This window comes from Hyphomonas sp., assembly GCF_041398465.1.
Classification (GTDB): Bacteria; Pseudomonadota; Alphaproteobacteria; order Caulobacterales; family Hyphomonadaceae; genus Hyphomonas.
In genome coordinates, this window is record NZ_JAWKUS010000002.1 from 792,753 (window position 1) to 813,185 (window position 20,433).

At 61.2% G+C, this 20,433-nt stretch carries 25 protein-coding genes; 19 read left to right on the forward strand and 6 right to left on the reverse strand.

All coding sequences use genetic code 11. The features are described 5' to 3' along the window. Positions 1–280: 280 nt before the first annotated feature. Genes R3C98_RS10275 through glp form a run of 17 tightly spaced genes read left to right on the forward strand, consistent with a single transcriptional unit; the run spans position 281 to position 13,216 of the window. Positions 281–736 carry a (2Fe-2S)-binding protein gene (locus R3C98_RS10275; protein ID WP_371313972.1) on the forward strand — a complete coding sequence of 152 codons (456 nt, stop codon included), beginning with the start codon at positions 281–283 and terminating at the stop codon, positions 734–736. A 14-nt stretch (positions 737–750) separates the two neighbouring features. Beyond that, a complete protein-coding gene (locus tag R3C98_RS10280; protein ID WP_371313973.1) occupies positions 751–2,937 on the forward strand; it encodes a molybdopterin cofactor-binding domain-containing protein in 2,187 nt (728 codons plus the stop codon). 3 nt (positions 2,938–2,940) lie between these two features. Further along, positions 2,941–3,282 (forward strand): cytochrome c, encoded by a 342-nt coding sequence (locus R3C98_RS10285; RefSeq protein WP_371313974.1) that lies wholly within the window; start codon positions 2,941–2,943, stop codon positions 3,280–3,282. Further along, on the forward strand, positions 3,279–4,556 hold the full coding sequence (locus R3C98_RS10290; RefSeq protein WP_371313975.1) for an FCSD flavin-binding domain-containing protein: 1,278 nt from the start codon (positions 3,279–3,281) through the stop codon (positions 4,554–4,556). The genes R3C98_RS10285 and R3C98_RS10290 overlap by 4 nt, the downstream gene beginning before the upstream one ends. Continuing rightward, positions 4,553–5,008 (forward strand): sulfur oxidation c-type cytochrome SoxX, encoded by a 456-nt coding sequence (gene soxX, locus R3C98_RS10295; protein ID WP_371313976.1) that lies wholly within the window; start codon positions 4,553–4,555, stop codon positions 5,006–5,008. Before R3C98_RS10290 ends, soxX begins: the two co-directional genes overlap by 4 nt. Then, entirely contained in the window at positions 5,008–5,487 is a 480-nt protein-coding gene (locus R3C98_RS10300) for a thiosulfate oxidation carrier protein SoxY (protein WP_371313977.1), read from the forward strand. The genes soxX and R3C98_RS10300 overlap by 1 nt, the downstream gene beginning before the upstream one ends. Positions 5,488–5,502: 15 nt before the next feature. After that, positions 5,503–5,817, forward strand: coding sequence for a thiosulfate oxidation carrier complex protein SoxZ (gene soxZ, locus R3C98_RS10305; protein ID WP_371313978.1), 315 nt, complete (start codon positions 5,503–5,505; stop codon positions 5,815–5,817). Between the two features lie 11 nt (positions 5,818–5,828). Next, positions 5,829–6,602, forward strand: coding sequence for a sulfur oxidation c-type cytochrome SoxA (soxA, locus tag R3C98_RS10310; RefSeq protein ID WP_371313979.1), 774 nt, complete (start codon positions 5,829–5,831; stop codon positions 6,600–6,602). Continuing rightward, complete coding sequence (locus R3C98_RS10315) at positions 6,599–6,955, forward strand: winged helix-turn-helix domain-containing protein (protein ID WP_371313980.1); 357 nt, start codon at positions 6,599–6,601, stop codon at positions 6,953–6,955. Before soxA ends, R3C98_RS10315 begins: the two co-directional genes overlap by 4 nt. A gap of 38 nt (positions 6,956–6,993) precedes the next feature. Further along, entirely contained in the window at positions 6,994–8,496 is a 1,503-nt protein-coding gene (locus tag R3C98_RS10320) for an NTP transferase domain-containing protein (protein ID WP_371313981.1), read from the forward strand. Positions 8,497–8,515: 19 nt separating this feature from the next. Next, positions 8,516–9,268: a sulfite exporter TauE/SafE family protein gene (locus tag R3C98_RS10325; RefSeq protein ID WP_371314034.1), complete on the forward strand. Its 753-nt coding sequence runs from the start codon at positions 8,516–8,518 to the stop codon at positions 9,266–9,268. 4 nt (positions 9,269–9,272) lie between these two features. Further along, entirely contained in the window at positions 9,273–10,292 is a 1,020-nt protein-coding gene (gene moaA / locus R3C98_RS10330) for a GTP 3',8-cyclase MoaA (protein ID WP_371313982.1), read from the forward strand. A 2-nt stretch (positions 10,293–10,294) separates the two neighbouring features. Beyond that, on the forward strand, positions 10,295–10,543 hold the full coding sequence (locus R3C98_RS10335) for a MoaD/ThiS family protein (protein WP_371313983.1): 249 nt from the start codon (positions 10,295–10,297) through the stop codon (positions 10,541–10,543). Further along, positions 10,543–11,004 (forward strand): molybdenum cofactor biosynthesis protein MoaE, encoded by a 462-nt coding sequence (locus R3C98_RS10340; protein WP_371313984.1) that lies wholly within the window; start codon positions 10,543–10,545, stop codon positions 11,002–11,004. Before R3C98_RS10335 ends, R3C98_RS10340 begins: the two co-directional genes overlap by 1 nt. 6 nt (positions 11,005–11,010) lie before the next feature. Next, complete coding sequence (moaB, locus tag R3C98_RS10345) at positions 11,011–11,547, forward strand: molybdenum cofactor biosynthesis protein B (protein WP_371313985.1); 537 nt, start codon at positions 11,011–11,013, stop codon at positions 11,545–11,547. Continuing rightward, positions 11,544–12,023, forward strand: coding sequence for a cyclic pyranopterin monophosphate synthase MoaC (moaC, locus tag R3C98_RS10350; RefSeq protein WP_371313986.1), 480 nt, complete (start codon positions 11,544–11,546; stop codon positions 12,021–12,023). Before moaB ends, moaC begins: the two co-directional genes overlap by 4 nt. Beyond that, the gene (glp, locus tag R3C98_RS10355) at positions 12,020–13,216 is read left to right on the forward strand and encodes a gephyrin-like molybdotransferase Glp (RefSeq protein WP_371313987.1); all 1,197 of its coding nucleotides are present in this window, start codon (positions 12,020–12,022) and stop codon (positions 13,214–13,216) included. Before moaC ends, glp begins: the two co-directional genes overlap by 4 nt. Positions 13,217–13,285: 69 nt before the next feature. Here glp and R3C98_RS10360 read toward each other — a convergent pair whose 3' ends face one another. The 6 genes from R3C98_RS10360 to R3C98_RS10385 form a co-directional block, all read right to left on the reverse strand. Beyond that, a complete protein-coding gene (locus R3C98_RS10360) occupies positions 13,286–13,882 on the reverse strand; it encodes a hypothetical protein (protein WP_371313988.1) in 597 nt (198 codons plus the stop codon). Positions 13,883–14,232: 350 nt separating this feature from the next. After that, positions 14,233–15,531, reverse strand: coding sequence for an aminotransferase class V-fold PLP-dependent enzyme (locus R3C98_RS10365; RefSeq protein ID WP_371313989.1), 1,299 nt, complete (start codon positions 15,529–15,531; stop codon positions 14,233–14,235). A 152-nt stretch (positions 15,532–15,683) separates the two neighbouring features. Continuing rightward, a complete protein-coding gene (locus R3C98_RS10370; RefSeq protein WP_371313990.1) occupies positions 15,684–16,970 on the reverse strand; it encodes a TolC family protein in 1,287 nt (428 codons plus the stop codon). Further along, complete coding sequence (locus tag R3C98_RS10375; RefSeq protein ID WP_371313991.1) at positions 16,967–17,170, reverse strand: DUF2892 domain-containing protein; 204 nt, start codon at positions 17,168–17,170, stop codon at positions 16,967–16,969. The genes R3C98_RS10370 and R3C98_RS10375 overlap by 4 nt, the downstream gene beginning before the upstream one ends. Positions 17,171–17,192: 22 nt before the next feature. Beyond that, the gene (locus tag R3C98_RS10380; RefSeq protein WP_371313992.1) at positions 17,193–17,651 is read right to left on the reverse strand and encodes a thioredoxin family protein; all 459 of its coding nucleotides are present in this window, start codon (positions 17,649–17,651) and stop codon (positions 17,193–17,195) included. Positions 17,652–17,668: 17 nt separating this feature from the next. Then, positions 17,669–18,937, reverse strand: a complete 1,269-nt coding sequence (locus R3C98_RS10385) for an NAD(P)/FAD-dependent oxidoreductase (protein ID WP_371313993.1) — start codon at positions 18,935–18,937, stop codon at positions 17,669–17,671. Positions 18,938–19,098: 161 nt separating this feature from the next. Between R3C98_RS10385 and R3C98_RS10390 the strand changes: the two genes are divergently transcribed. After that, positions 19,099–19,458 carry a rhodanese-like domain-containing protein gene (locus R3C98_RS10390; RefSeq protein ID WP_371313994.1) on the forward strand — a complete coding sequence of 120 codons (360 nt, stop codon included), beginning with the start codon at positions 19,099–19,101 and terminating at the stop codon, positions 19,456–19,458. After that, positions 19,445–20,428 carry an efflux RND transporter periplasmic adaptor subunit gene (locus R3C98_RS10395; RefSeq protein ID WP_371313995.1) on the forward strand — a complete coding sequence of 328 codons (984 nt, stop codon included), beginning with the start codon at positions 19,445–19,447 and terminating at the stop codon, positions 20,426–20,428. Before R3C98_RS10390 ends, R3C98_RS10395 begins: the two co-directional genes overlap by 14 nt. Positions 20,429–20,433 lie beyond the last annotated feature (5 nt).

A 20,433-nucleotide genomic window follows, 5' to 3' on the forward strand; every position in this document is an offset into this window, starting at 1 on the left:
ACCTGCGAATGCGCGCGCTGATTCCGCCCCTTCGAGTCGCGCCAGCTTGAACCGCCCGGGAAAGTAGCCAGAGCCGGTTTTCATCTCCAGGCGACTCGACCAAAACGCGCCAGATGCCCAATATTCATGAAGCTGGTCGCCCAGATTCCGCTCAGATAATCAGGGCCAGGCGCAGACAAAGGCCCAGCGGGAAAATTTAGAACCACTGGGGCGTGCAATACGATCCTGATTGGAATAGGGTTCCCCTAACGGAACAATCTCAAAAACTCGGAGCATTGAAATGGCAACACTCAAGGTCAATGGGCAGGTGATGACGGTTGATGTTGACGATTCAACGCCCCTGCTCTGGGTCATTCGCGAACAGTTGGGACTTACGGGTACGAAATATGGTTGTGGCATTGCCGCGTGCGGCGCCTGCACGATCCATATCGACGGTCAGGCTATCCGCTCCTGCGTTTACCCGGTCGGCGCACTCTCGGGAGAAGAAGAAATCACAACCATCGAAGGCCTGTCGGAGGACGGTAGCCATCCGGTCCAGCAGGCATGGGTGGAGCTCGATGTTCCCCAGTGCGGTTACTGTCAGCCTGGCATGATCATGGCGGCCGCAAGCCTGCTCAATGAGAATCCCGAAGCGACGGACGAAGACATCGACGCATCGATCACCAACATTTGCCGGTGCGGCACCTTCACCCGTGTCCGGAAGGGCATCCACCTGGCCAAGACGAAGAAAGCCTGAGGAGGACGACAGAAATGACTGCTATCACAGGCCTTTCCCGCCGCGGATTTATCATCGGAACCGGCGCCACCGGTTTGACCATCGGCATTCTTTCCGCTTGTGCACCCGGCGGCCAGGACGCACCGGTCGACGCGGGGCCGCCCCCGCCTGAAGTGAACGCATGGGTTCACATCGGAACCGACGACGTGGTCACGGTTCGCATCGCCCGCTCCGAGATGGGCCAGGGCACACTGACCGGTCTCGCGCAAATGGTCGCCGAAGAACTTGAGTGTGACTGGGACTATGTGAAGACCGAATACCCAACCCCGGGGCAAAACCTCGCACGTGACCGCGTCTGGGGTAACTTCCTCACGGGCGGCAGCCAGGGCATCCGGTCGAGCCAGGACTATGTCCGGGAAGGCGGCGCAGCAGCCCGCATGATGCTGGTTCAGGCCGCGGCAAACCGCTGGGGCGTCCCAGTCGATGAATGTTCAGCCGCGAAGAGTGTCATCACGCACGGCCCGAGCGGCAAGACTTTGCGGTTCGGCGAAGTCGCCGCCGAAGCCGCCGAGCTGCCAGCCCCTGAAACGGTTACACTGAAAGATCCGTCCGAGTGGAAGATTATCGGACAATCCGTGCCGCGTCTCGACACGACGGGGAAAGTCACCGGCAAGCAGCTCTACACCACCGACATGAAAATGGATGGTATGCTGAACGCCGCGATCAAGGCGGCACCCAAACGTGGCGGCACGCTCAAATCCTTCGATGCCGAAGCGGTCACCTCAATGCCGGGAGTGAAGGCAGTCGTTCAAGTGGACGATAAAGCCGTTGCGGTTGTTGCAGACTACTGGTGGCAGGCGAAGACGGCACTCGATGCCCTCCCGATCGAATGGGACACTGGAGAGGGCTCTGACTTTTCGAGCGCTGCGTTTGAGGCGGATCTCGACGAAGGTCTCACAGCCAGCGAAACCTTTGTCGGGAACAAGGCTGGCGATGTCGACACGGCCTTTGCCAACGCCGCGCAGGTCATTGAAGCAAGGTACAACGCACCTCACCAGAACCATGCCTGCATGGAGCCGATGAATGCGATCGCAGTCTGGACACCGGAAAAGTGCGAAGTCTGGTGCCCGACCCAGAACGGCGAAGCTGCTCTGGCGGCAGCGGCCGAGGCGGCCGAGCTGCCAATACAGAATTGCGACGTATACAAACAGCTTCTGGGCGGCGGATTCGGCCGCAAAGGGGCAGCAGACTATATCTCGCAGACGGTAAAGATTGCGAAACAGATGCCGGGCACGCCGATCAAGCTGCTCTGGTCCCGCGAAGAAGACATGGAACAAGGCTTCTATCACCCGATCACCAAAGCTTATTGCCAGGGCGCGCTGGATGCGGACGGCAATCTGACCGGCCTGAAAATCCGGATTTCCGGTCAGTCCATCCTCGCTGGCATCATGCCGCAAGCGCTGATGGATGGCGCCGATATGATCGTGTTCCAGGGACTGCTTCCGTCAGGCGTAGACCCCAGGGTCGAAGACCAGTCGATCAAGTACACCTTCCCAAATCTCCTGGTCGACCACGCCATGCGGAACCCGCCTGTTCGGCCGGGTTTCTGGCGAGGGGTGAATGCGAACCAGAACGCCATCTATCTCGAATGCTTCCTGGACGAACTCGCTCATGCCGCTGGCCGGGATCCACTGGAGTTCCGTCTGGCGCATCTGAAGGACAGTCCGAAAATGACGGCAGTACTGCAGGCGGTTGCGGACAAGTCCGGATGGGGTGCCGATGACGGGCTTTCCCGCGGACTCTGCTGTTTCTATTCGTTCGGCAGCTACACGGCCGCTTGTGCGGAAGTGACTGTCAGCGATGACGGCGAACTGAAGATGCACAGGATCGTGGCCGCAACAGATCCGGGCTACGGCGTCAATCCGCAACAGATCGATGCACAGGTTGCTGGATCGTTCGTTTACGGTCTTTCCGCCATGCTGCATCAGGAGATCACATTCGAAGATGGCGAGACCCAGCAGAAGAATTTCAACACCTATGATTCAATGCGGATCGCCGAGATGCCGGAAGTGGAAACACTCGTGATGCCATCGGGCGGCTTCTGGGGTGGCGTCGGCGAGCCAACCATCGCGGTGGCACCCCCGGCCGTCCTCAACGCAATTTTTGCGGCCACCGGCAAACGTATCCGCCAGCTTCCACTGAAGGACCAGGCATTGAGATAACTCATGACCAGGCAAACTGGCGCACTGGGAATTCTTGCATTACTCATGTCTCTTCTCGGGGCGTGCGGGTCAACGCCGACAGACGCAATGGCCGCCGAAACAAGCCCGCTGGCAGACACCGGTTCTGCCGCGGTGCTTGCACTTGCATGTTCTGGCTGTCACAGCCCGGCGGGCGGGGCAATTGCCAGCCTTGAAGGCCGCACATCTACAGAATTGCGAACCGCCCTGCTTCGCTACCGCACCGACCCGGATGGCGGCAGCGTGATGCACCGCATGATGAGAGGGTATTCCGAGGCAGACATAGACGCGATCAGCGTCTACCTGGCTGAGGATATCGCGGAATGACCTATTCGTATCTCAACCGGCGCGACCTGATCGTTGCCTTGTCCGGGACAGGCTTGCTCGCTGCGCTGCCGCTGAAGGCCGCGGCACAGGTCAAAGCGAGACTGGTCATCGTCGGGGGCGGTTTCGGTGGCGCCACAGCAGCCCGTTTCCTGAAAACGCTACTTCCGAGCGCCTCCGTCACCCTCATTGAAGCCAATAGGGAGTACTACGCCTGCCCGTTCAGCAATCTCGTTGTTGCTGGCCTGCGCGAGCTCTCCGCGCAACGATTCAGCTACGAGGCACTGAAGTCGCAAGGGATCAGGGTTGTTCAAGACCACGCGATGAAAGTGGACCCTGTTGGCCGGTCTGTGCAGGTCTCCTCCGGCCAAACTTTTGACTATGATAAACTGATCCTGTCTCCGGGCATCGATTTCAGGTGGAATGAGATAGAAGGCTATGACGAGGCGGCCGCAGAAATCATGCCGCACGCATGGAAAGCAGGTCAGCAGACCACCTTGCTGCAGCAACAATTGAGCAAAATGAAAGACGGCGGTGTCGTGGTGATGTCTGTGCCGCCCGCACCGTTCCGCTGCCCGCCCGGGCCATACGAGCGGGCCAGCCTGATTGCACAATACCTCAAGACTCATAAGCCGGCGTCGAAACTGATCATCCTTGATGCTCAGGACAAGTTCTCGAAACAGCCTCTCTTCGAGGAAGCATGGTCCAGTCTCTATCCGGATCATATCGAACGATATGGCGCCAGTGAGTTTGGCCGTGTCGTTTCCGTTTCGCCGTCATCCATGACCCTCTCGACGGAATTCGAAGATTTTCAGGCTGACGTCGCGAATGTGATCCCGCCTCAACAGGCGGGCGCGATCGCTCACCATGCCGGCGTAGCGGACATGACGGGCTGGTGCCCGATCGATCCCCTGACATTCGCCTCCACTCTCCAGCCGGACATCCACGTCATCGGCGATGCCACAATCGCCTCCCCAATGCCGAAGTCCGCGTTCTCGGCGAACCTCCAGGCGAAGCTTTGTGCGATGCAGATTGCGAGAGTTCTTGCCGGAGATTCACCTCAGCCAACGACCCTGACAAACACCTGCTACTCGTACCTCTCCGATACGACCGCCGTATCGATCACAGGCGTCTACACAAATAGTGGCGGCGCTCTGCATTCTGTTGAGGGCGCGGGGGGCCTCAGCCCGCTGGATGCATACCCGATCATCCGCCAGAATGAAGCGCTCCAGGCAAAAACCTGGTTCCGCACGATCACCGAACAGACATTCGGATGAAGGCCGCCGCTCCGTTCGGACTGCTTTCCTTCCTGTTTCTGGCGGCATGCGGGCAGGCGCAGGACGATCGGCTGGCAAGCCCCGTGACAATCGTCGGGGATGCCATCACTGCCCCCCTCGAAGGCAGAATGGGGAATCCTGTACGTGGGCGGGAAACCTTCACCTCACGCGAGGAAGGGCATTGCGTCCTGTGCCACCAAATGGCGGGCCTCGATGCTGAATTTCAGGGAAATGTCGGCCCGGCACTCACCGGCATCGGCGCACGCCTGACTGCCGGACAGATCCGCTACCGCCTTGTTGACGCTCAAGGCATTTGGCCGGACACTGTCATGCCCTCCTACTATCGCACAGGCGGTCTTCGTCAGGTTGGCAAAGCGTATCAGGACGCCCCAGCGCTCAGCGCACAACAGATCGAAGACATCGTCGCGTTTTTGGAAATGCAGGCTGACTGATGCCCGACGACAACCGCTCACCTTCCACAGTTCGCTGGACGCGCCGCGCCGTTCTTGCCTCCACCGGTCTCGTCTCGATCGCGTCCATCCTTGCGCCATTGGCATCCGCAACCCCTGAAGATGCCGATCAGGCAATCCGGGATATTTTCGGCGACCGGCCGGTCAATCCTGGCAGAGTGACCGTGACTTTGCCGCCCATCGCTGAAAACGGCAATTCCGTCTCGATCGGGATCTCCGTCGACAGCCCCATGACCGATGCTGACCACGTCAAACAGATTGTCATCCTCTCGCCACGCAACCCGATCGCGACAATCGCGCGGTTCCATCTGGGACCGCATGCCGGACGTGCCGAGGTTTCCACGCGGGTCCGCATGGCCGGAACACAGACACTCCGGGTGATCGCGGAGATGAGCGATGGCACGCTCTGGTCCGGCACGGGCAGCACCTATGTCACGCTGGCTGCGTGCATAATCGGTTAGGAAGGTATCGGCGCAATGATCCGCATTTCAGCCCCGGAATCAGCCTTTGAAGGCGAGGTGATCGAGCTAAAAGCAATGATCCAGCACCCCATGGAAACGGGCTACCGGCGCGATTCCAAAGGCGACATCATTCCCCGCGACATCATCAAATCTTTCCGCTGCACCTATGACGGCAATATCGTCTTCGAGGCTGAATTCTTCCCGGGCATTGCCGCCAATCCGTTCCTGACTTTTCATGCCCGCGCCACACATACCGGCGCCCTGACATTCTCGTGGACCGACCAGCATGGAGAGAGCTGGACCGAAGAACGGATGCTGACAGTCTCATGAGACGGGCCTGCTTGTTGGCCTTGGTCCTCGCGGGATGCAGCGAAGATCATGACCGCGTCGCTCAACCTAGCCAGATTGCCCCTGAGGATATCCAGTCTGGCTACGACTTCCTGCAGCCGGAGACCCAGTCCCTGCAGGACGATGAATTCGCCAACCCCGGATACCTCTGGGTCGACAAGGGACAAGCCTTGTTCAATCAGGCCCCGGAGAATGGCGGGCCAACCTGCTCTTCCTGCCATAGCGACGACAGCCGCCCGGTCTCCAAAGCCGCTGCGCATTACCCGGCTATCGACGAACTAACCGGGAAACTTGTGAATATCGAGGCTCGGATCAATCTCTGCCGCGAGCGCTATCAGGATCTCTCGCCACTGGAATACGAGAGCGACGAGCTTCTGGGCCTGACAGCCTACCTCTCCCACCTTGCACAGGGAGAGCCGGTCTCCGTGAAAATCGATGGCCCGGCGAAGAAATACTACGCTGCTGGCGAAGAGTATTTCTTCCTGCGCAAAGGCCAGTTCAATCTGGCCTGCAGCCAATGCCACAACGAACACTGGGGGGAAAAGCTGCGCGGCGACACGATCAGCCAGGGGCACGGCAACGCGTTTCCAGCCTACCGGATGGAATGGCAGACTTTTGGATCACTCCATCGCCGTCTGCGCGATTGCGATTCCGGGATCCGCGCTGAGCCGCTGGAATTCGGTTCGGAGACCTACACCGCCGTTGAACTCTATCTGGCGAAACGAGCAGAGGGGCTGGCCATGGAATCTCCGGGTATCAGGCGATGACAAAGCCGCAAAAGCCCCGCCTGAGCATCCGAGTCGATCTGCCTGGCGGCGGACGGTTCGGTCCCGGCAAAGCCGCGCTGCTGGATGCCATTGCGGACCTTGGCTCCATCAACAAGGCGGCCACGCATCTTGGCATGTCGTATCCACGGGCCAAGAAACTTGTCGAGGAAATGAACAAGGATTTTGGTGTTCCGCTCGTCATTTCAGCGCAAGGCGGCGCTGACGGGGGTGGCTCCCGCCTGACCGAAGCTGGCGAAAGCACAAGGGAGATGTATCGGGAGCTCTGCAAACGATCACTCGCGCACACAAACACGCTCCTCGCGAAGTTTTGTAAGCCCAATTCAGGTGAATAGGGCTGTCGCATTATAATTCGCCATTTATAATGCCCTGAATGCCTAATCCATCACGCCTCTACGCAGAACACCCTCAGAATGTGCTCGCCCAGTGGCTGGCGTGGCGCCAGACCGGCCCGGTTGCGCTCGTGGTTGTCTCGTCCACGGAAGGCGGGAGCGTCCGGTCTCCCGGGGCATTGATGGCGGTATCAAGTGATGGACGGCGGTGCGGCTACATCTCGGGCGGCTGCGTGGACGCTGATGTCGTTTTGCAGGCGCAGCAGGCCATCGAAGACAACAAGGTCCTGACGCTGAGATATGGTGCTGGATCTCCCTTCATCGACATGCCGCTCCCCTGCGGCGGCGCTATCGAGATCACGATCCTGCCCAGCGCCGATGAAAATGCCCTGCGGCAGTGCCATGACAGTTTGCGCGCAAGAAACTGGACTCGACTTTCGCTGCCCGAACTCCCGTCGTCATTTGTCTATCGCCCAAAACTCCGTATCAGGATTGCCGGGCGCGGCGCCGATGCGCTGGCGCTCGCCCGTCTCGTCCGGGCAGGCGGCTATAACCTCACGCTCCAGCTGCGCGATGGCGAGGACATCGACGAAGCCGCGCTGGATGGTTTCGACGATGTGAAAGCTCTCAAAACGCCCCAGGACCTGCCACCCGCGGCAGACGATACTTCGACTGCCTTCCTCCTGATGTTCCATGATCCCGATTGGGAAGCAGCTTTGCTGAAACAGGCGCTGCGCGGTCAGGCCTTCTACATCGGCGCCGTCGGCAGCCGGAAGACGCAAAACCGCCGCAAGGCGCACCTCGAGCAGGAGGGTGTTGAAGCGGCACAAATTACCCGCGTGCGCGGACCGATCGGTCTGGTGCCTTCAATGCGGGATGCTTCGATGCTCGCGATTTCCGCGTTGGCGGAGATCGTCAGCGCTTACAAGGACACGACAATCAATCCATTTGCGAACACAGCCATTATTCTCCTGGCCGCGGGGCAATCGGAACGTTTCCAGGATGGTGACAAACTGCTCGCAGACCTCGCCGGGAAACCTGTCCTCGGTCACGCCGCCGCAATGCTTGCAGACCAACCGGTCGCGGCCCGGATAGCTGTGACGGGACCGGGTCAGGCGGACAGGCAGAGAATCCTGAAGGCCGCAGGGTGGCAGATCGTTGAAAACAGCGACACCACCAGCGGACAGTCTACGTCCCTGAGAGCCGGCATGGACGTCGTCGCCGGAATGCCGGCGGTCGAGCAGGTCCTGATCCTGCTGGCCGACATGCCCTTCGTTTCCGACGCGCACCTTCACGCACTTCGTGAAGCCATGACGTCTGAAACAACAGCGTCAATGTCGGTAAACCGGAACGCGCTTTGTCCGCCCGCCATTTTCTCGAAAGCGACGTTCGATCAATTGAAGAGCATTTCAGGGGACGTTGGTGCCAAGCAAGTGTTCCGTGCCTTGAGCCACACACAAACCTGCCAGCTACCGGACAGCAACGCGCCGGATATCGACACCGTCGAAGACCTTGCCCGGGCGACCGGCGCACTGCCAGCTTAGGAGCCGGGGTTTGATCTACGTGCTTCCTGTCGTCTTCTTTATCACAGCAGCGCTCTATGCCAGCGTAGGCTTCGGCGGTGGGTCGACATACAACGCCGTTCTGATCTTGTCGGGCGCAGATTTCCGGGTCGTGCCCCTCATAGCGCTCGCCTGCAACATCCTCGTCGTTTCGGGAAATGTAATCCGCTATGGCATGACGGGCAATTTGAACTGGCGTGCGCTGTTGCCAGCATTGTCCTTGTCCATACCACTCGCCTGGCTCGGCGGACGCATACATGTGAGCGAATTTGTCTTCTCGGCATTGCTCGGAGTTACGCTTTTGCTGACCGGGCTTTCCATGATGTTCCAAAATCGCTGGCGGCAATCTGATGAAGATATTCCTCCATCCCGCAGTCTGTTCCTGCTGCCTGTCGGTGCGGGGACCGGATTCCTGGCCGGTCTGGTGGGCATTGGTGGAGGTATCTTCCTCGCGCCCGTGCTCTACTGGCTCCGGTGGAGCCACGAAAAAGCCATCGCGGCGGCCTGCAGCCTGTTCATTCTTCTGAACTCCGTTTCCGGACTTGCAGGGCAAGCGACCAAACTGAACAATGTCGGCACGCTTCAACTCGCGACGCCCTATCTTCCCCTTTTGCCAGCCGTCCTGGTTGGCGGGTGGATCGGCAACCGGTTTGGTGTCCTGAAAATGCAGCCCGCCCATCTGCGCCGCGGAACGGCTATTCTGATCCTCGTCGTTGCCGTACGGCTGCTCTACAAAGTCTGGAGAACAGCATAACGCCATGACCTCTCCTTCACCCACACCTCTTCGCGACACCTTCGGCCGGCAAGTCACCTATCTCAGGCTTTCAGTCACGGATCGCTGCGATCTTCGCTGCACCTATTGCATGGCAGAGGCGATGACATTCCTTCCGCGGAAAGATTTGCTGACCCTCGAAGAACTGGAGTTCGTGGCGAAAGCGTTCATACGCCGGGGTGTCAGGAAAATCCGTATCACAGGCGGCGAACCCCTGGTCAGAAAGGATATCCTGACACTGTTTGGAAATCTCGGTGCAGCACTTGGCCAGGGCCTTGAGGAATTGACCCTCACCACGAATGCTACACAGCTCGCACAACATGCAGATGACCTCGCCAGAGCTGGCGTTCGCAGAGTAAATGTTTCGCTCGATACGCTGGACCGGAACCGGTTCGAGGAGATCGCCCGGCGAGATCAGCTTGCTCAGGTTCTTGATGGCATTCACGCGGCAAAAGCCGCAGGACAGAAGGTCAAAATAAACACAGTAGCCTTGAAACATCAGAATGCCGATGAACTGTCCGATATCATCTCATGGTGCCACGAACAGGGACACGACATATCCCTGATTGAAGTCATGCCGCTCGGTGAGACCGGAGAGGACCGGTTTGACCAGTACATTCCGCTGGACCTCGTTCAGCAAAAACTCGAAACGCACTGGACACTCGACCCGGAAGAAAAAACTGACCCGCTGGCCGGGCCTTCTCGCTACTTCCGCATCCGGGAAACGGGCGGGCGGGTCGGCTTCATCACGCCGCTGACAAACAATTTCTGCACCGGATGCAACCGGGTCCGGGTGACCTGTACCGGCCGGATATATATGTGCCTTGGGCAAAATAGTCATATTGATCTGCGCACGCCGCTGAGAGAGTCCACAGATCCCGAAAAAGCGCTCGACGAAGCATTGGACGCCGCCCTCTTCGCCAAGCCTGAGCGCCATGATTTTGCGATCCGCTCGCCAGGTGAAGCTCCGTCGCTCAGGCGCCATATGTCAGTGACGGGAGGCTAGCGATGGCAACAATTCTTTATTTTGGGAAGCTGTCGAGCCTCTTCGGCGAGCTTTCGGAGCAAGCCCCTCTGCCGAGCGAAATTTCGGACACGGCAACACTCAGGAAATGGCTCGACGAAACACGAGGTTTCGATGGCGCGCTCATGCACAACAGTGTCCGCGTCGCGGTGAACAGCGAAATTGTCTCCGACCCCTTTCCGATTTCAAATGCAGATGAAATCGCATTCCTGCCGCCGGTCGGAGGGGGATGATGATCCGCGTAACCGACCAGCCGTTCACAATTTCCGATGCCGTCACAGAATTTGAGAGGCACGCTGCCGGCGCTGGCGCAATCGTTACATTTTCCGGCCTGGTCCGGCCGCAATCCGCTGAAGGAGAAGTCGTGACGCTGCACCTGCAGGCTTACGCTCCAATGACAGAAAACGGAATCCGGCATGCGGTCGACGCGGCGGCAATAAGATGGTCGCTTGGCGCGGTTCAGGTCATCCATCGGATTGGCGACATGACACCGGGAGATCCGATTGTGTTCGTGGCCACAGCCGCTCCGCATCGGCGGGCTGCATTTGAAGCGGCGGACTTCCTGATGGATTACCTCAAGACCGACGCGGTCTTCTGGAAAAAGGAAGTGACTGCGTCCGGATCGCACTGGATCGAACCAAGAGCGGAAGACTATCGCGACCGCTCCAGATGGAAACAACAGGAAGAGAGCTGACCCCCAATGCATGGCATCAATGAAAGTCTCGAGTTCAAACCGGTCCGCATCGCCGTTCTGGTCGTCAGCGACACGCGAACGCTCGACACCGACACGTCTGGCGCGACACTCGTTCAGAGGCTTGAAGAGGCGGGTCATATTCTCGCCGACAGGAAAATTCTGAAGGACGATAAAGCCGCTATCCGGGCCCAGGTTTCAGCCTGGATTGCCGATCCTGAAACCGATGTTGTGATCACCAGCGGCGGCACCGGGCTGACTGGCCGGGATGTGACACCGGAGGCAGTGACACCGCTATTCGACAAGACGATTGAAGGCTTTTCCGTAATCTTCCACCAAGTCAGCTTCCAGAGCGTCGGGCTGTCTACACTGCAATCGCGTGCGGTCGCGGGGCTCGCCTCCGGCACCTTCATTTTCTGCCTGCCGGGGTCAACCGGCGCGGTAAAGGATGGCTGGGACAAGGTCATCTCCTTCCAGCTCGACAGCCGCCACAAACCCTGCAACCTGGTCGAACTGATGCCGCGCCTCATGGAGCATGAGGCATGAGCGAACTTACCCATATCGGCCCGGATGGGCGTGTACGGATGGTTTATGTCGGAGCCAAGCCCGTGACTGAGCGGGTAGCCGTGGCGCAAGGCAAGATCAGCATGGCCGCTGCAACCCACGCGCTGGCGCTGAACCGGGACACGAAGAAGGGTGATCCCATCGCGATTGCCGAACTCGCCGGCATCATGGCCGCGAAGAAGACTGCCGACCTGATCCCGCTTTGCCATCCGCTGCCGCTCACCAATGTCGAAGTAAGCATCACATCACACGATCCGGATGCGCTTGCAGTCACGGCGACGGCCCGGACAACCGGCAAGACCGGCGTGGAGATGGAGGCGCTGACCGCTGTCTCCGTGGCCTGCCTGACGCTCTACGACATGCTGAAAGCCGTCGACAAGGCGATGGTGATCTCCGGCATCGAACTGGTGAGCAAGACCGGCGGAAAATCCGGCGACTATCACAAGGAAAACAAGTGAGCGGACTGATCAGTGTCGACGAGGCGCTTCGGGCGCTGGCCCCGCATGTTCTGGATGCGGGCGAAGAAAGCCTTCCGGTCGGCGATGCGCTCGGCCGGGTTCTGGCGCAGGATGTCACCGCCAGAACCACGACACCGCCGACAGATGTTTCGGCGATGGACGGATATGCCGTCCGCCTGTCCGATGTCCGGGAAGCTGGCAGCCGCCTGCAGGTGACAGGGGAAATCCCGGCCGGCACCTTGCCGAACCGCTCTGTGGCAGCTGGCGAAGCGATGCGGATTTTCACCGGCGCGCCGCTTCCGGAAGGCGCCGACCACATCCTGATCCAGGAAGAAGCCGAGCGGACCGGTGAGGTGATCGAGGTCACGACACCCCAGACAGAAGCGAAACACATCCGCAAGGCCGGACGGGATTTTTCTGCGGGCGAAATCCTCGTCACCGCCGGAACGCTTCTCTCCCCTGCAGACCTTGGCCTCGCTGCCGCCGGGAACAATGGCACCGTCACCGTCCGGCGAAAGCCGAAAGTCGCAATCCTTCCGGGTGGAGATGAATTGCTTCCTCCCGCCAGCGAACTCCAACCCGGCAAGATCATCGACTCCAGTTCCACGGCGCTGGCAGCGCTGATCCGCAGCTGGGGCGGTGAGCCCATCACGCCCGGCATCGCGGGCGACACCATCGCGCAGATCCGGGCCCTTATCGATGCGGCGGGGGATGCTGACCTGATCCTGCCCATTGGCGGCGCGTCCGTGGGCGATTATGACTATATGAAAGCCGCTTTCCAGGAGGCAGGCGCCGAGATCCTCTTCTCAGGCATTGCCGTGCGCCCGGGAAAGCCGACCTGGTTTGCAAGACGCGGGACGCAGCGTGTGCTCGGCCTTCCCGGAAACCCCGCCTCCGCTTTTGTCTGTGCACATCTTTTCCTGAAAGACCTCCTCGCGAAAACATCCGGCCCCACGTCCCGCTTTTCCGCGAAGCTGGAGGCGGAGATGGCGCCCGGCGGGTTCCGGGAAACCTACTATCGCGCCGTGTCCCGACTGCATGACGGTGTCCGGACGGTCACGCCACTTGCGGACCAGGACAGTTCCCTTCTCCGCCCGTTGCAACAAGCAAACTGCCTGATCCGCCGGCAGGCCAATGCGCCCGCCGCAGCACCGGGAGATGACGTCGATTGCGTCAGTTTCGGCAGCGTTTGACGAACAGCCCAGCACGCTTGCCCGGAAACGCCTCAGCGTTCCGGCAAGTTTCCTGATTTTTGAGAAGGCTCAGCTCGTGTCGGGCTCGGGCCAGCGTTTCAGCGCCTCAAGCAACTCGACCGTCAGCCCACCGGAGACGAGCGCAACGGCGGCTAGCAAGCGGTGCACATTCGGGATCGGCGGCACGTGGGGCCTCGCCTCTCCCGCCGCCTGCCAGCGCTGGATCGTTCGGGCAAGACGCCGCGCCCGCCGCTTGTGATGCTTCATCGTGGCGAGCATGGCCTGCCAGCGTGCAATCAGCGGCGCGGCGGGGACGGGTCCGGGCACGGGCAGCGTCACCGGGCCTTTCAGGAAGTGTGGACAAGGCCGCGATGGCGCGGGCACCATGGTGAAGACGTAGCGATACTCGGCGTCGGGATTCTTCGGCGCGTAATAGTTGCTGCCAATGCGCGGCTTCAGAGGTGCCAGCTCCATCTGCAGCTCCAGCAGGAAGATCAGACGGCGGAGCAGAAGGGCCAGCCGTTTCAGCTCTGCCCGCACCCGCCGGTTCAGTGATTTCGATATTGTTTCAGGCGTCTTGTAGAGATCGACATTCACGCCCGCCTCCGCAATCGCGCGGGCGAGCGTGTTGAAAGCCTGAGAGAGGAAAGCGGTGCGTTCTGTCATGGTGGCGAGAGTGGCATGTGCAGCAATCCGGCAGGATAGAATTCGCCCTCACCTCCCACCGCCTGCGGCGGCGGGCCCCTCCTCTCCCGCGAGCGGGAGAGGGGTTTTCTTTCGTCATTTCAACAGAGTCGCGGCGGCGCCGGGTTCCCCCCTCTCCCTCCGGGAGAGGAGGGACCCGCGCCCGCAAGGGCGTGGGAGGTGAGGGATAGGCGCCGGTCTGTCCACTCCCGGAAACGAGGCATGACCAGCGAAGCACGAAATCTGACTTCGGCATGATCATGCATGACTTGCCATGATTATACCGGACTATGCCGGACTAAGCCGCATCATGGGCCGCTTCCTGCCCGGCGTCAGGCGTCCGACAGGAGCGACCGAAGGGCCCGCACAAGCTGCATACACTGGTCCGGCGTGTTGTAGAGCGTCGGCGTGACACGAATGCAGGCGCCCTTTGCAACATCGCTGCGGTGGACCGTGAAGATGCCATGCTTCTCTACCAGCGCATTCACGATGGCCTTGTTGTCATCGACGCTCGTCTTGCCCTTGAAGCGGAAGGACGTGATCGCGGCATGCAGGCGCGGGTCTGACGGCGTGAGGATCTCGATCCGGTCGTCGCCGCGCATCTCCTCTGCCCAGAGGTCGCGGAGGTAAGACACGCGGGCGGCCTTGCGGGCGGGGCCGACGAGTTCATGGAAATCGAGCGCGTCCTTGAGCGTCAGGAAGGTCGCAAAATTCGTCGTGCCGGTATGGATACGGTGATAGATCGTGCCAACGCCTTCCGGCCGTTCGGAGATATCCGGCGAGATATCCGCCAGCCGGTCCTGGCGGATATAGATCAGGCCCGCCCCGATCGGTGCGCCAATCCATTTGTGCAAATTGAAGCCGACAAAATCTGCGCCGAGGTCTTCCATCCGGAAATCGGTCTGGCCCCAGGAATGGGCCGCATCGACGATACAGTCCACGCCGAAGCCGCGCGCCATCTCGACAATCTCCCGCACCGGAATCATCAGGCCGGTGCGGTGGCTGATATGGGTCAGCAGCAGGAGGCGCACCTTGGGGTTCGCTTCCAGCGCCTGCCGGTAGGTGTCGATCAGTTGGTCATGGGTAACCGGTTCCGGGATGTCGATGCGAACGACAGAGGCCCCTTCCTGCTCGGCCTTGGTGGCCATCGCGGTCTGGATGGAGTCGTAATCGAGGTCGGCATACATGACAGCATCGCCGGGCTTAAGAAGGTTATAGCCGCCGACCAGCGCCTGCAGGGATTCAGTGGCGTTGCGCGTGAAGACAATCTCGTCCGCTCCGGCGCCAAGGAAGTCCGCGATGCGCGCATGGATTGGCTGGATCTCTGCGTAATAGTCCCGGCGGGCATACCAGGAATTGTTGCGGTTCACCTTTTCGGTGTTCCGGATAAAGGCCTCCATGACGGGTTTGGCCATAAGGCCCCAATAGCCGTTCTCGAAGTTCACGACGTCCGGTGTGACGTCGTATTGCGCCGCGATCGGGCGCCAGAAGGCTTCGTCTGTGGCGATGTCCTGCACTGTGCGCGCTCCTGCAGAGGCCGGCACCGGCGCAGCGGTACAGGCAGTTTCCGTCCCGATCGAGACCGCGGCAACCGCCGCGCCTTTCATGACAAGCCGTCTGGTGAAATTCATGTCTTGTCCCGGGAACAATAGATAAGGTCCAGGCGGACCTGAGACTGGCCGCCCGGCTCACCTTTAGGGGTATTGCAGCGACGCGTCAGCCCCCGCCAGCCGCAAAAGCGGCGACGGTTTCGTGACGCTCAAAAATCAGCCAGTCCGGCCAATCAGGGCAGCGTGGCCAGCTGCTGCTCCAGGTCAGACGACAGCGACAGAAGCCGCGCTTCGGCGACCTGAAGCTGGGTCGCCGCGCTGTAGCGGGCGATCTGGGCATCGCGGTAGGCATTCTCCGCATCCAGAGCATCGACCAGCGTGCGGATACCGGCGGCCTGTTCCTTCTGGGCACCTTCGGCGGCGAGTTCTGCGGCCTTCTCCGCCCGCTCGGCTGCCGCAAGGGACAGACGACGGGCCTCGATGTCGCCCCAGAGGCCGACGACAGCTTCGTGCAGCTGCAGCTCCGCGGCGCGGACATCGGCGGCGGCGGCGCTGCGCCCGGCAACGGCTTCGCGTTTGGACGCGTTGCGCAGGCCGCTGGTCAGCAGCGGGACCTCGACGGTCACGAAGGCGCCGACATCGCTGATCTGGTCCTCGAAGAAGAAGTAGACGTCTTCGCCCGTCGTGGCGCGGGCCTTCAGCGAGACTTTCGGGCCGAAGCGGCCTTTCGCCTCTGCCACCCGGTGGCCGGCGGAGATTTCTGCAGCGCGGGCGGCGGCGAGGTCAGGGTTCTTGGACATGACGCGCGACAGGGCCGCCTGCATGTCCCCGCCGACGACGGTGCCGAGTTCCGGCGGCTCCTGCGTGACGGCATGGTCGACACCGGTCAGGCGCGCCAGCCGTGCCCATGCACCGGAAAGTGCTGCGCGGGCGGCCTCGCGCTGGGCCTGCGCGGAGGCCAGGCGGGCTTCTGTCAGGGCGATGTCGGTGCGCGTCACCTGCCCCTGGTCGAACCGGGCCTGTGTCTCATCGAGGCGTATACGGAAGGTGGCCACGCGGGCTTCTGCGACGTCGACGGTACGCTCCGTCAGCCAGGCATTGGCATAGGCTTCGAACGTGTCGAGGACGAGTTTCTCACGCGCGCCGAGCATCTGGTAGCTGGCGGCGTCACGCTGGGCTTTCGCGGCATTGATGGCTGCGCCAAGCGCGCCGGACTGGAACACGGTCCACTCAGCCTGAAGGCCGGCAGAGCGCGGCACCTGGGAGATGCGGTCCTGGGTGAAGTCCGTCTCGACGGCCCCCACCTGCGCCTGCAATCCTGCCTGCACGCCGCGACCTGCCCGGGCGGCGTCGACACCGGCCTTGCTCCGTTCCACGCCAGCTTCGGCCCGCTCAAGCGACGGGTCGTGATTCAGCGCCTGCTGCACGGCATCGCGCAGGGAGATCGGCTGGGCCAGTGCGACCGGGGCGGCCAGCGCCAGAAGGCTGATGGAGAACCGGCGGGCAAACTTCAGGCTCATTTGAACGCGTTACCCGGCTTCAGGCCAATGGCCTTGAAGATCATCGCCGCGGGGCAGAAACCCGTGAACGCGGCCTGGAACATGTTCAGCCCGGCAAAGGCCGTCAGCAGGAACCAGTAAGGCGACACGAAATAGCCAAGCGCGAGGCTCAGCGAAACGATGACGCCAGCGAAAGCGAAGACAGCACGATCGACATTCATCTTGAACATCCTTTGAGTTGGGTCAGGCACTCAGCCTGAAGGTTGACTGGATCCAGCGGGAGAGGCCTTCGCCCGTCTGGGCCCCGGCCTGGTTGGCAATGAGGGCTCCGTCCTTCCAGGCGATCAGGGTCGGGATACCCCGGATGCCGAGCTTGCCGGCGGCGTCCTGGTTCTGGTCGGAGTTGAGCTTGAAGAAGCGGACATGGTCGGCGAACCGTTCGGCTGCCGCTTCATAGGCGGGCGCCATCATCCGGCACGGCCCGCACCATGGTGCCCAGACGTCCAGCACGAACGCGCCGGTGTCGCGGGCGATGAGGCGCTCCAGCATGGCCCCGTCAATCTCCACCGGCTTCTGCGTCGCCAGCGGCTGGCTGCACTTGCCGCACTTGCCTGCGGACAGCGGCTTGCCGGCTGCGATGCGGTTCGGCGCGCCGCAACTCGTGCAGATGGCGATGGTGCCCTGGACGGTTGTGTCGACCATGACGGCCTCCTCAGCGGTTACTTCAGCTTGTGCGTCTTCAGCAGGTTCAGCGCGGCGTTCTCATAGAAGGTTTCGGAGCGGCCGGACTTGATCTTGCCGAGGAAGTATTTCTCGAAGCCGACCTTCGCTGTGTGCACCCAACCGCCGGAGACGGACCAGTTCACATTGCGCGGCGGAATCTGGGGCTGCGCGACGAAGGCCACGCCGCCATCGCCGAAGTCAGCAATACAGATTGCATTCCAGGTTGCCTCGTGGGTCGGCTCCTTGCCACGCACGAGCTGGCCGAGGTTTTCGGCAATCGCGGTGACCATGGATTCGATCATGAAACCCGTCTTCGGCACACCCACCGGCACCGGCGTCTTGCCGACCGGCGGAATGGCGATACAGACGCCAAGGCCCATGATTTCCGGGTATTTCGGGTTGCGCTGATGCTTGTCGGTGATGACGAAGCCGCGCGGATTGACGAGACCATCGACGTCACGCACTGCCGGCACGCCCCGGAACGGCGGCAACATCATGGAGAATTTCATCGGAAGCTCGTGGATCTCCTTGGTGGAGCCGTCCTCGTTCACTTCCTCGACAAGCATCTTGTCGGCTTCGACCTTCTGGACCTTCGCGTTGCAGATCCACTTGATGTGGCGGTCGCGCATCTCGCTTTCGAGCAGGCCTTTGGTGTCGCCCACGCCGTCGAGACCGAGGTGGCCGATATAGGGTTCGGAGGTGACGAAGGTCATCGGCACCTTGTCGCGAACCTTCCGCTTGCGGAGCTCGGTCTCGATGATCATGGCGGTTTCATAGGCCGGGCCGTAGCAGGACGCGCCCTGAACGGCGCCGACGATCACCGGGCCCGGATTGGCGCACAGGTCTTCAAAGGCCTTGTAGCCGGCCACCGCATGATCGATGTGGCAGACGGATTGGGTATGGCCTTTGGGGCCGAGACCCTCGATTTCGTCAAAGGCCAGCTCCGGGCCTGTTGCGATGACCAGATAGTCGTAGTCGACGAAGGAGCCGTCCGCCATGCGCAGGCGCTTGTTCTCTGGCTCGACCTTTTCGGCCGCGCCCACGACCAATTGCACGCGGCGCTTTTTCATCGGCTTCTCAAGGTCGACGACAATGTCCTCACGCTCCCGCCAGCCGACGAGAACCCACGGATTGGATGGGACAAACTGATAAAAGTCCGTCTCGTTGACGGCGATCACTTCATCCTGCCGCCGGACATTTTTCCGAATCTCATAAGCGGCAATGACGCCGCCCAAACCTGCACCCAACACTACGATCTTAGCCATGGCCCTACTCCCTTTGGGGATTAATTCTTTGTGTGCGTTATCCCTTATATTCGCATTTTATAAAATGCGCATTATGTCGCATGTTTAATCTGACCGGTCACATGTATCCCGGTCTTCAAAGTACACGGCGTGCGCACGCGCGCACATAAGAGGAGTCCCTTATGGCTGATCCCCGCGACCTTTCTCCCGCAACTGTCTGTGAAGGCCTCAAAGCCAATGAGGTCCTGCTCGTGGACGTGCGGGAACCGAACGAGTTTGCGTTCGAGCGCATCCATGGTGCCCTGCTGCACCCGCTCTCGACCTTTGAACCGAAAGCCATCCCGACCCATCCGGGCCGCAAGATCGTGTTCCAGTGCGGTTCCGGCAAACGCTCACGCGCGGCTCTGGATGCTTTCATGGCCGCAACGGGCGCTGACGCAGCGCACATGGCTGGCGGCATCATGAAATGGAAAGCCGACGGCTTCCCCTGTGTTCAGGTCAATCCCGCAACCGGCAAGGTGGAAGACCATGGCCGCTACTAGATCGCTCCTTCTTGGCGCCGCTTTCGCGGTCCTCGCCTTGTCGGCATCCGCAGAAGTCATGACCGTCGAGGAATCGGTGGTCATGGACTATCGTCCGGCCGTCGCCCGGATCGAGGCGGCAGACTCCGCGACCGCCCGGTCGCGGCTGCAGGGCGTCGTGTCCCGCCTGTCGATCGATGAGGGTGATGTCGTGGACGCCGGTCAGCTCGTGGCCGTTGTCACCGACGCGACCATCGCGCCGAGCATCTCCGCGCTCGCCTCCCGGATCGAAGGCCTGCAGGCCCAGATCCGTCAGGCCGAAGAAGACCTGACACGGAACGAAGCCCTGTTCGAACAAGGCTTCTTCCCGAAGGCGCGCCTGGATGAGCAGCGCACCAATCTGGATGTGCTGAAGCGCAACCTCTCCTCGGCCCAGTCAGAGCGAAACGCCCTCGGCGCCCGTCAGGCTGAAGGCCGAATTCTCGCCCCGGCAGCTGCCAAGGTGACCGGCGTGAATGTGGTGGAAGGCTCCGTTGTTTCGCCCGGCGAAGTGATTGCAACCTTCGCCACCGTGAACGGCGTTGTGCGCCTTTCCCTTCCGGAACGCCACGCCGCGCAGATCAGCGAAGGCGAAACCTTTGCCCTGCGCCTGCCAACCCGGGGCGGCGACCTGCGTACGGCGACCATCGTCAAGGTCTATCCGGAACTGCGCAATGGCGAACTGATCGCCGATGCGACCGTACCCGGCGGGCTGGATGCGCTGGTCGGCGAACGCGTCGACGTTCTGGCCCCGGTCGGCGAACGCCGCGCCATCCTCGTGCCGAAGGATTATGTCTCCACCCGCTATGGCGTGGACTTCGTCCGTGTACAGGTCGGCGACCGGTTCGTCGATGCGCCGATCGCGCTCGCGGCGCCGCTCGCCGATACTGAAGGCAAATATGAAGTGCTCACCGGCCTGAAGCCCGGGGACAAGATCGAAAAGCCGGAGTAACCCGC

Excerpts from the sequence above, each read along its gene's own strand:
- R3C98_RS10275 (WP_371313972.1), top strand. The coding sequence starts at position 281 with ATGGCAACACTCAAGGTCAATGGGCAGGTGATGACGGTTGATGTTGAC.
- R3C98_RS10280 (WP_371313973.1), top strand. The coding sequence starts at position 751 with ATGACTGCTATCACAGGCCTTTCCCGCCGCGGATTTATCATCGGAACC.
- R3C98_RS10285 (WP_371313974.1), top strand. The coding sequence starts at position 2,941 with ATGACCAGGCAAACTGGCGCACTGGGAATTCTTGCATTACTCATGTCT.
- R3C98_RS10290 (WP_371313975.1), top strand. The coding sequence starts at position 3,279 with ATGACCTATTCGTATCTCAACCGGCGCGACCTGATCGTTGCCTTGTCC.
- soxX (WP_371313976.1), top strand. The coding sequence starts at position 4,553 with ATGAAGGCCGCCGCTCCGTTCGGACTGCTTTCCTTCCTGTTTCTGGCG.
- R3C98_RS10300 (WP_371313977.1), top strand. The coding sequence starts at position 5,008 with ATGCCCGACGACAACCGCTCACCTTCCACAGTTCGCTGGACGCGCCGC.
- soxZ (WP_371313978.1), top strand. The coding sequence starts at position 5,503 with ATGATCCGCATTTCAGCCCCGGAATCAGCCTTTGAAGGCGAGGTGATC.
- R3C98_RS10315 (WP_371313980.1), top strand. The coding sequence starts at position 6,599 with ATGACAAAGCCGCAAAAGCCCCGCCTGAGCATCCGAGTCGATCTGCCT.
- R3C98_RS10320 (WP_371313981.1), top strand. The coding sequence starts at position 6,994 with ATGCCTAATCCATCACGCCTCTACGCAGAACACCCTCAGAATGTGCTC.
- moaA (WP_371313982.1), top strand. The coding sequence starts at position 9,273 with ATGACCTCTCCTTCACCCACACCTCTTCGCGACACCTTCGGCCGGCAA.
- R3C98_RS10335 (WP_371313983.1), top strand. The coding sequence starts at position 10,295 with ATGGCAACAATTCTTTATTTTGGGAAGCTGTCGAGCCTCTTCGGCGAG.
- R3C98_RS10340 (WP_371313984.1), top strand. The coding sequence starts at position 10,543 with ATGATCCGCGTAACCGACCAGCCGTTCACAATTTCCGATGCCGTCACA.
- moaB (WP_371313985.1), top strand. The coding sequence starts at position 11,011 with ATGCATGGCATCAATGAAAGTCTCGAGTTCAAACCGGTCCGCATCGCC.
- moaC (WP_371313986.1), top strand. The coding sequence starts at position 11,544 with ATGAGCGAACTTACCCATATCGGCCCGGATGGGCGTGTACGGATGGTT.
- R3C98_RS10360 (WP_371313988.1), bottom strand. The coding sequence starts at position 13,882 with ATGACAGAACGCACCGCTTTCCTCTCTCAGGCTTTCAACACGCTCGCC.
- R3C98_RS10365 (WP_371313989.1), bottom strand. The coding sequence starts at position 15,531 with ATGAATTTCACCAGACGGCTTGTCATGAAAGGCGCGGCGGTTGCCGCG.
- R3C98_RS10370 (WP_371313990.1), bottom strand. The coding sequence starts at position 16,970 with ATGAGCCTGAAGTTTGCCCGCCGGTTCTCCATCAGCCTTCTGGCGCTG.
- R3C98_RS10375 (WP_371313991.1), bottom strand. The coding sequence starts at position 17,170 with ATGAATGTCGATCGTGCTGTCTTCGCTTTCGCTGGCGTCATCGTTTCG.
- R3C98_RS10380 (WP_371313992.1), bottom strand. The coding sequence starts at position 17,651 with ATGGTCGACACAACCGTCCAGGGCACCATCGCCATCTGCACGAGTTGC.
- R3C98_RS10385 (WP_371313993.1), bottom strand. The coding sequence starts at position 18,937 with ATGGCTAAGATCGTAGTGTTGGGTGCAGGTTTGGGCGGCGTCATTGCC.
- R3C98_RS10390 (WP_371313994.1), top strand. The coding sequence starts at position 19,099 with ATGGCTGATCCCCGCGACCTTTCTCCCGCAACTGTCTGTGAAGGCCTC.
- R3C98_RS10395 (WP_371313995.1), top strand. The coding sequence starts at position 19,445 with ATGGCCGCTACTAGATCGCTCCTTCTTGGCGCCGCTTTCGCGGTCCTC.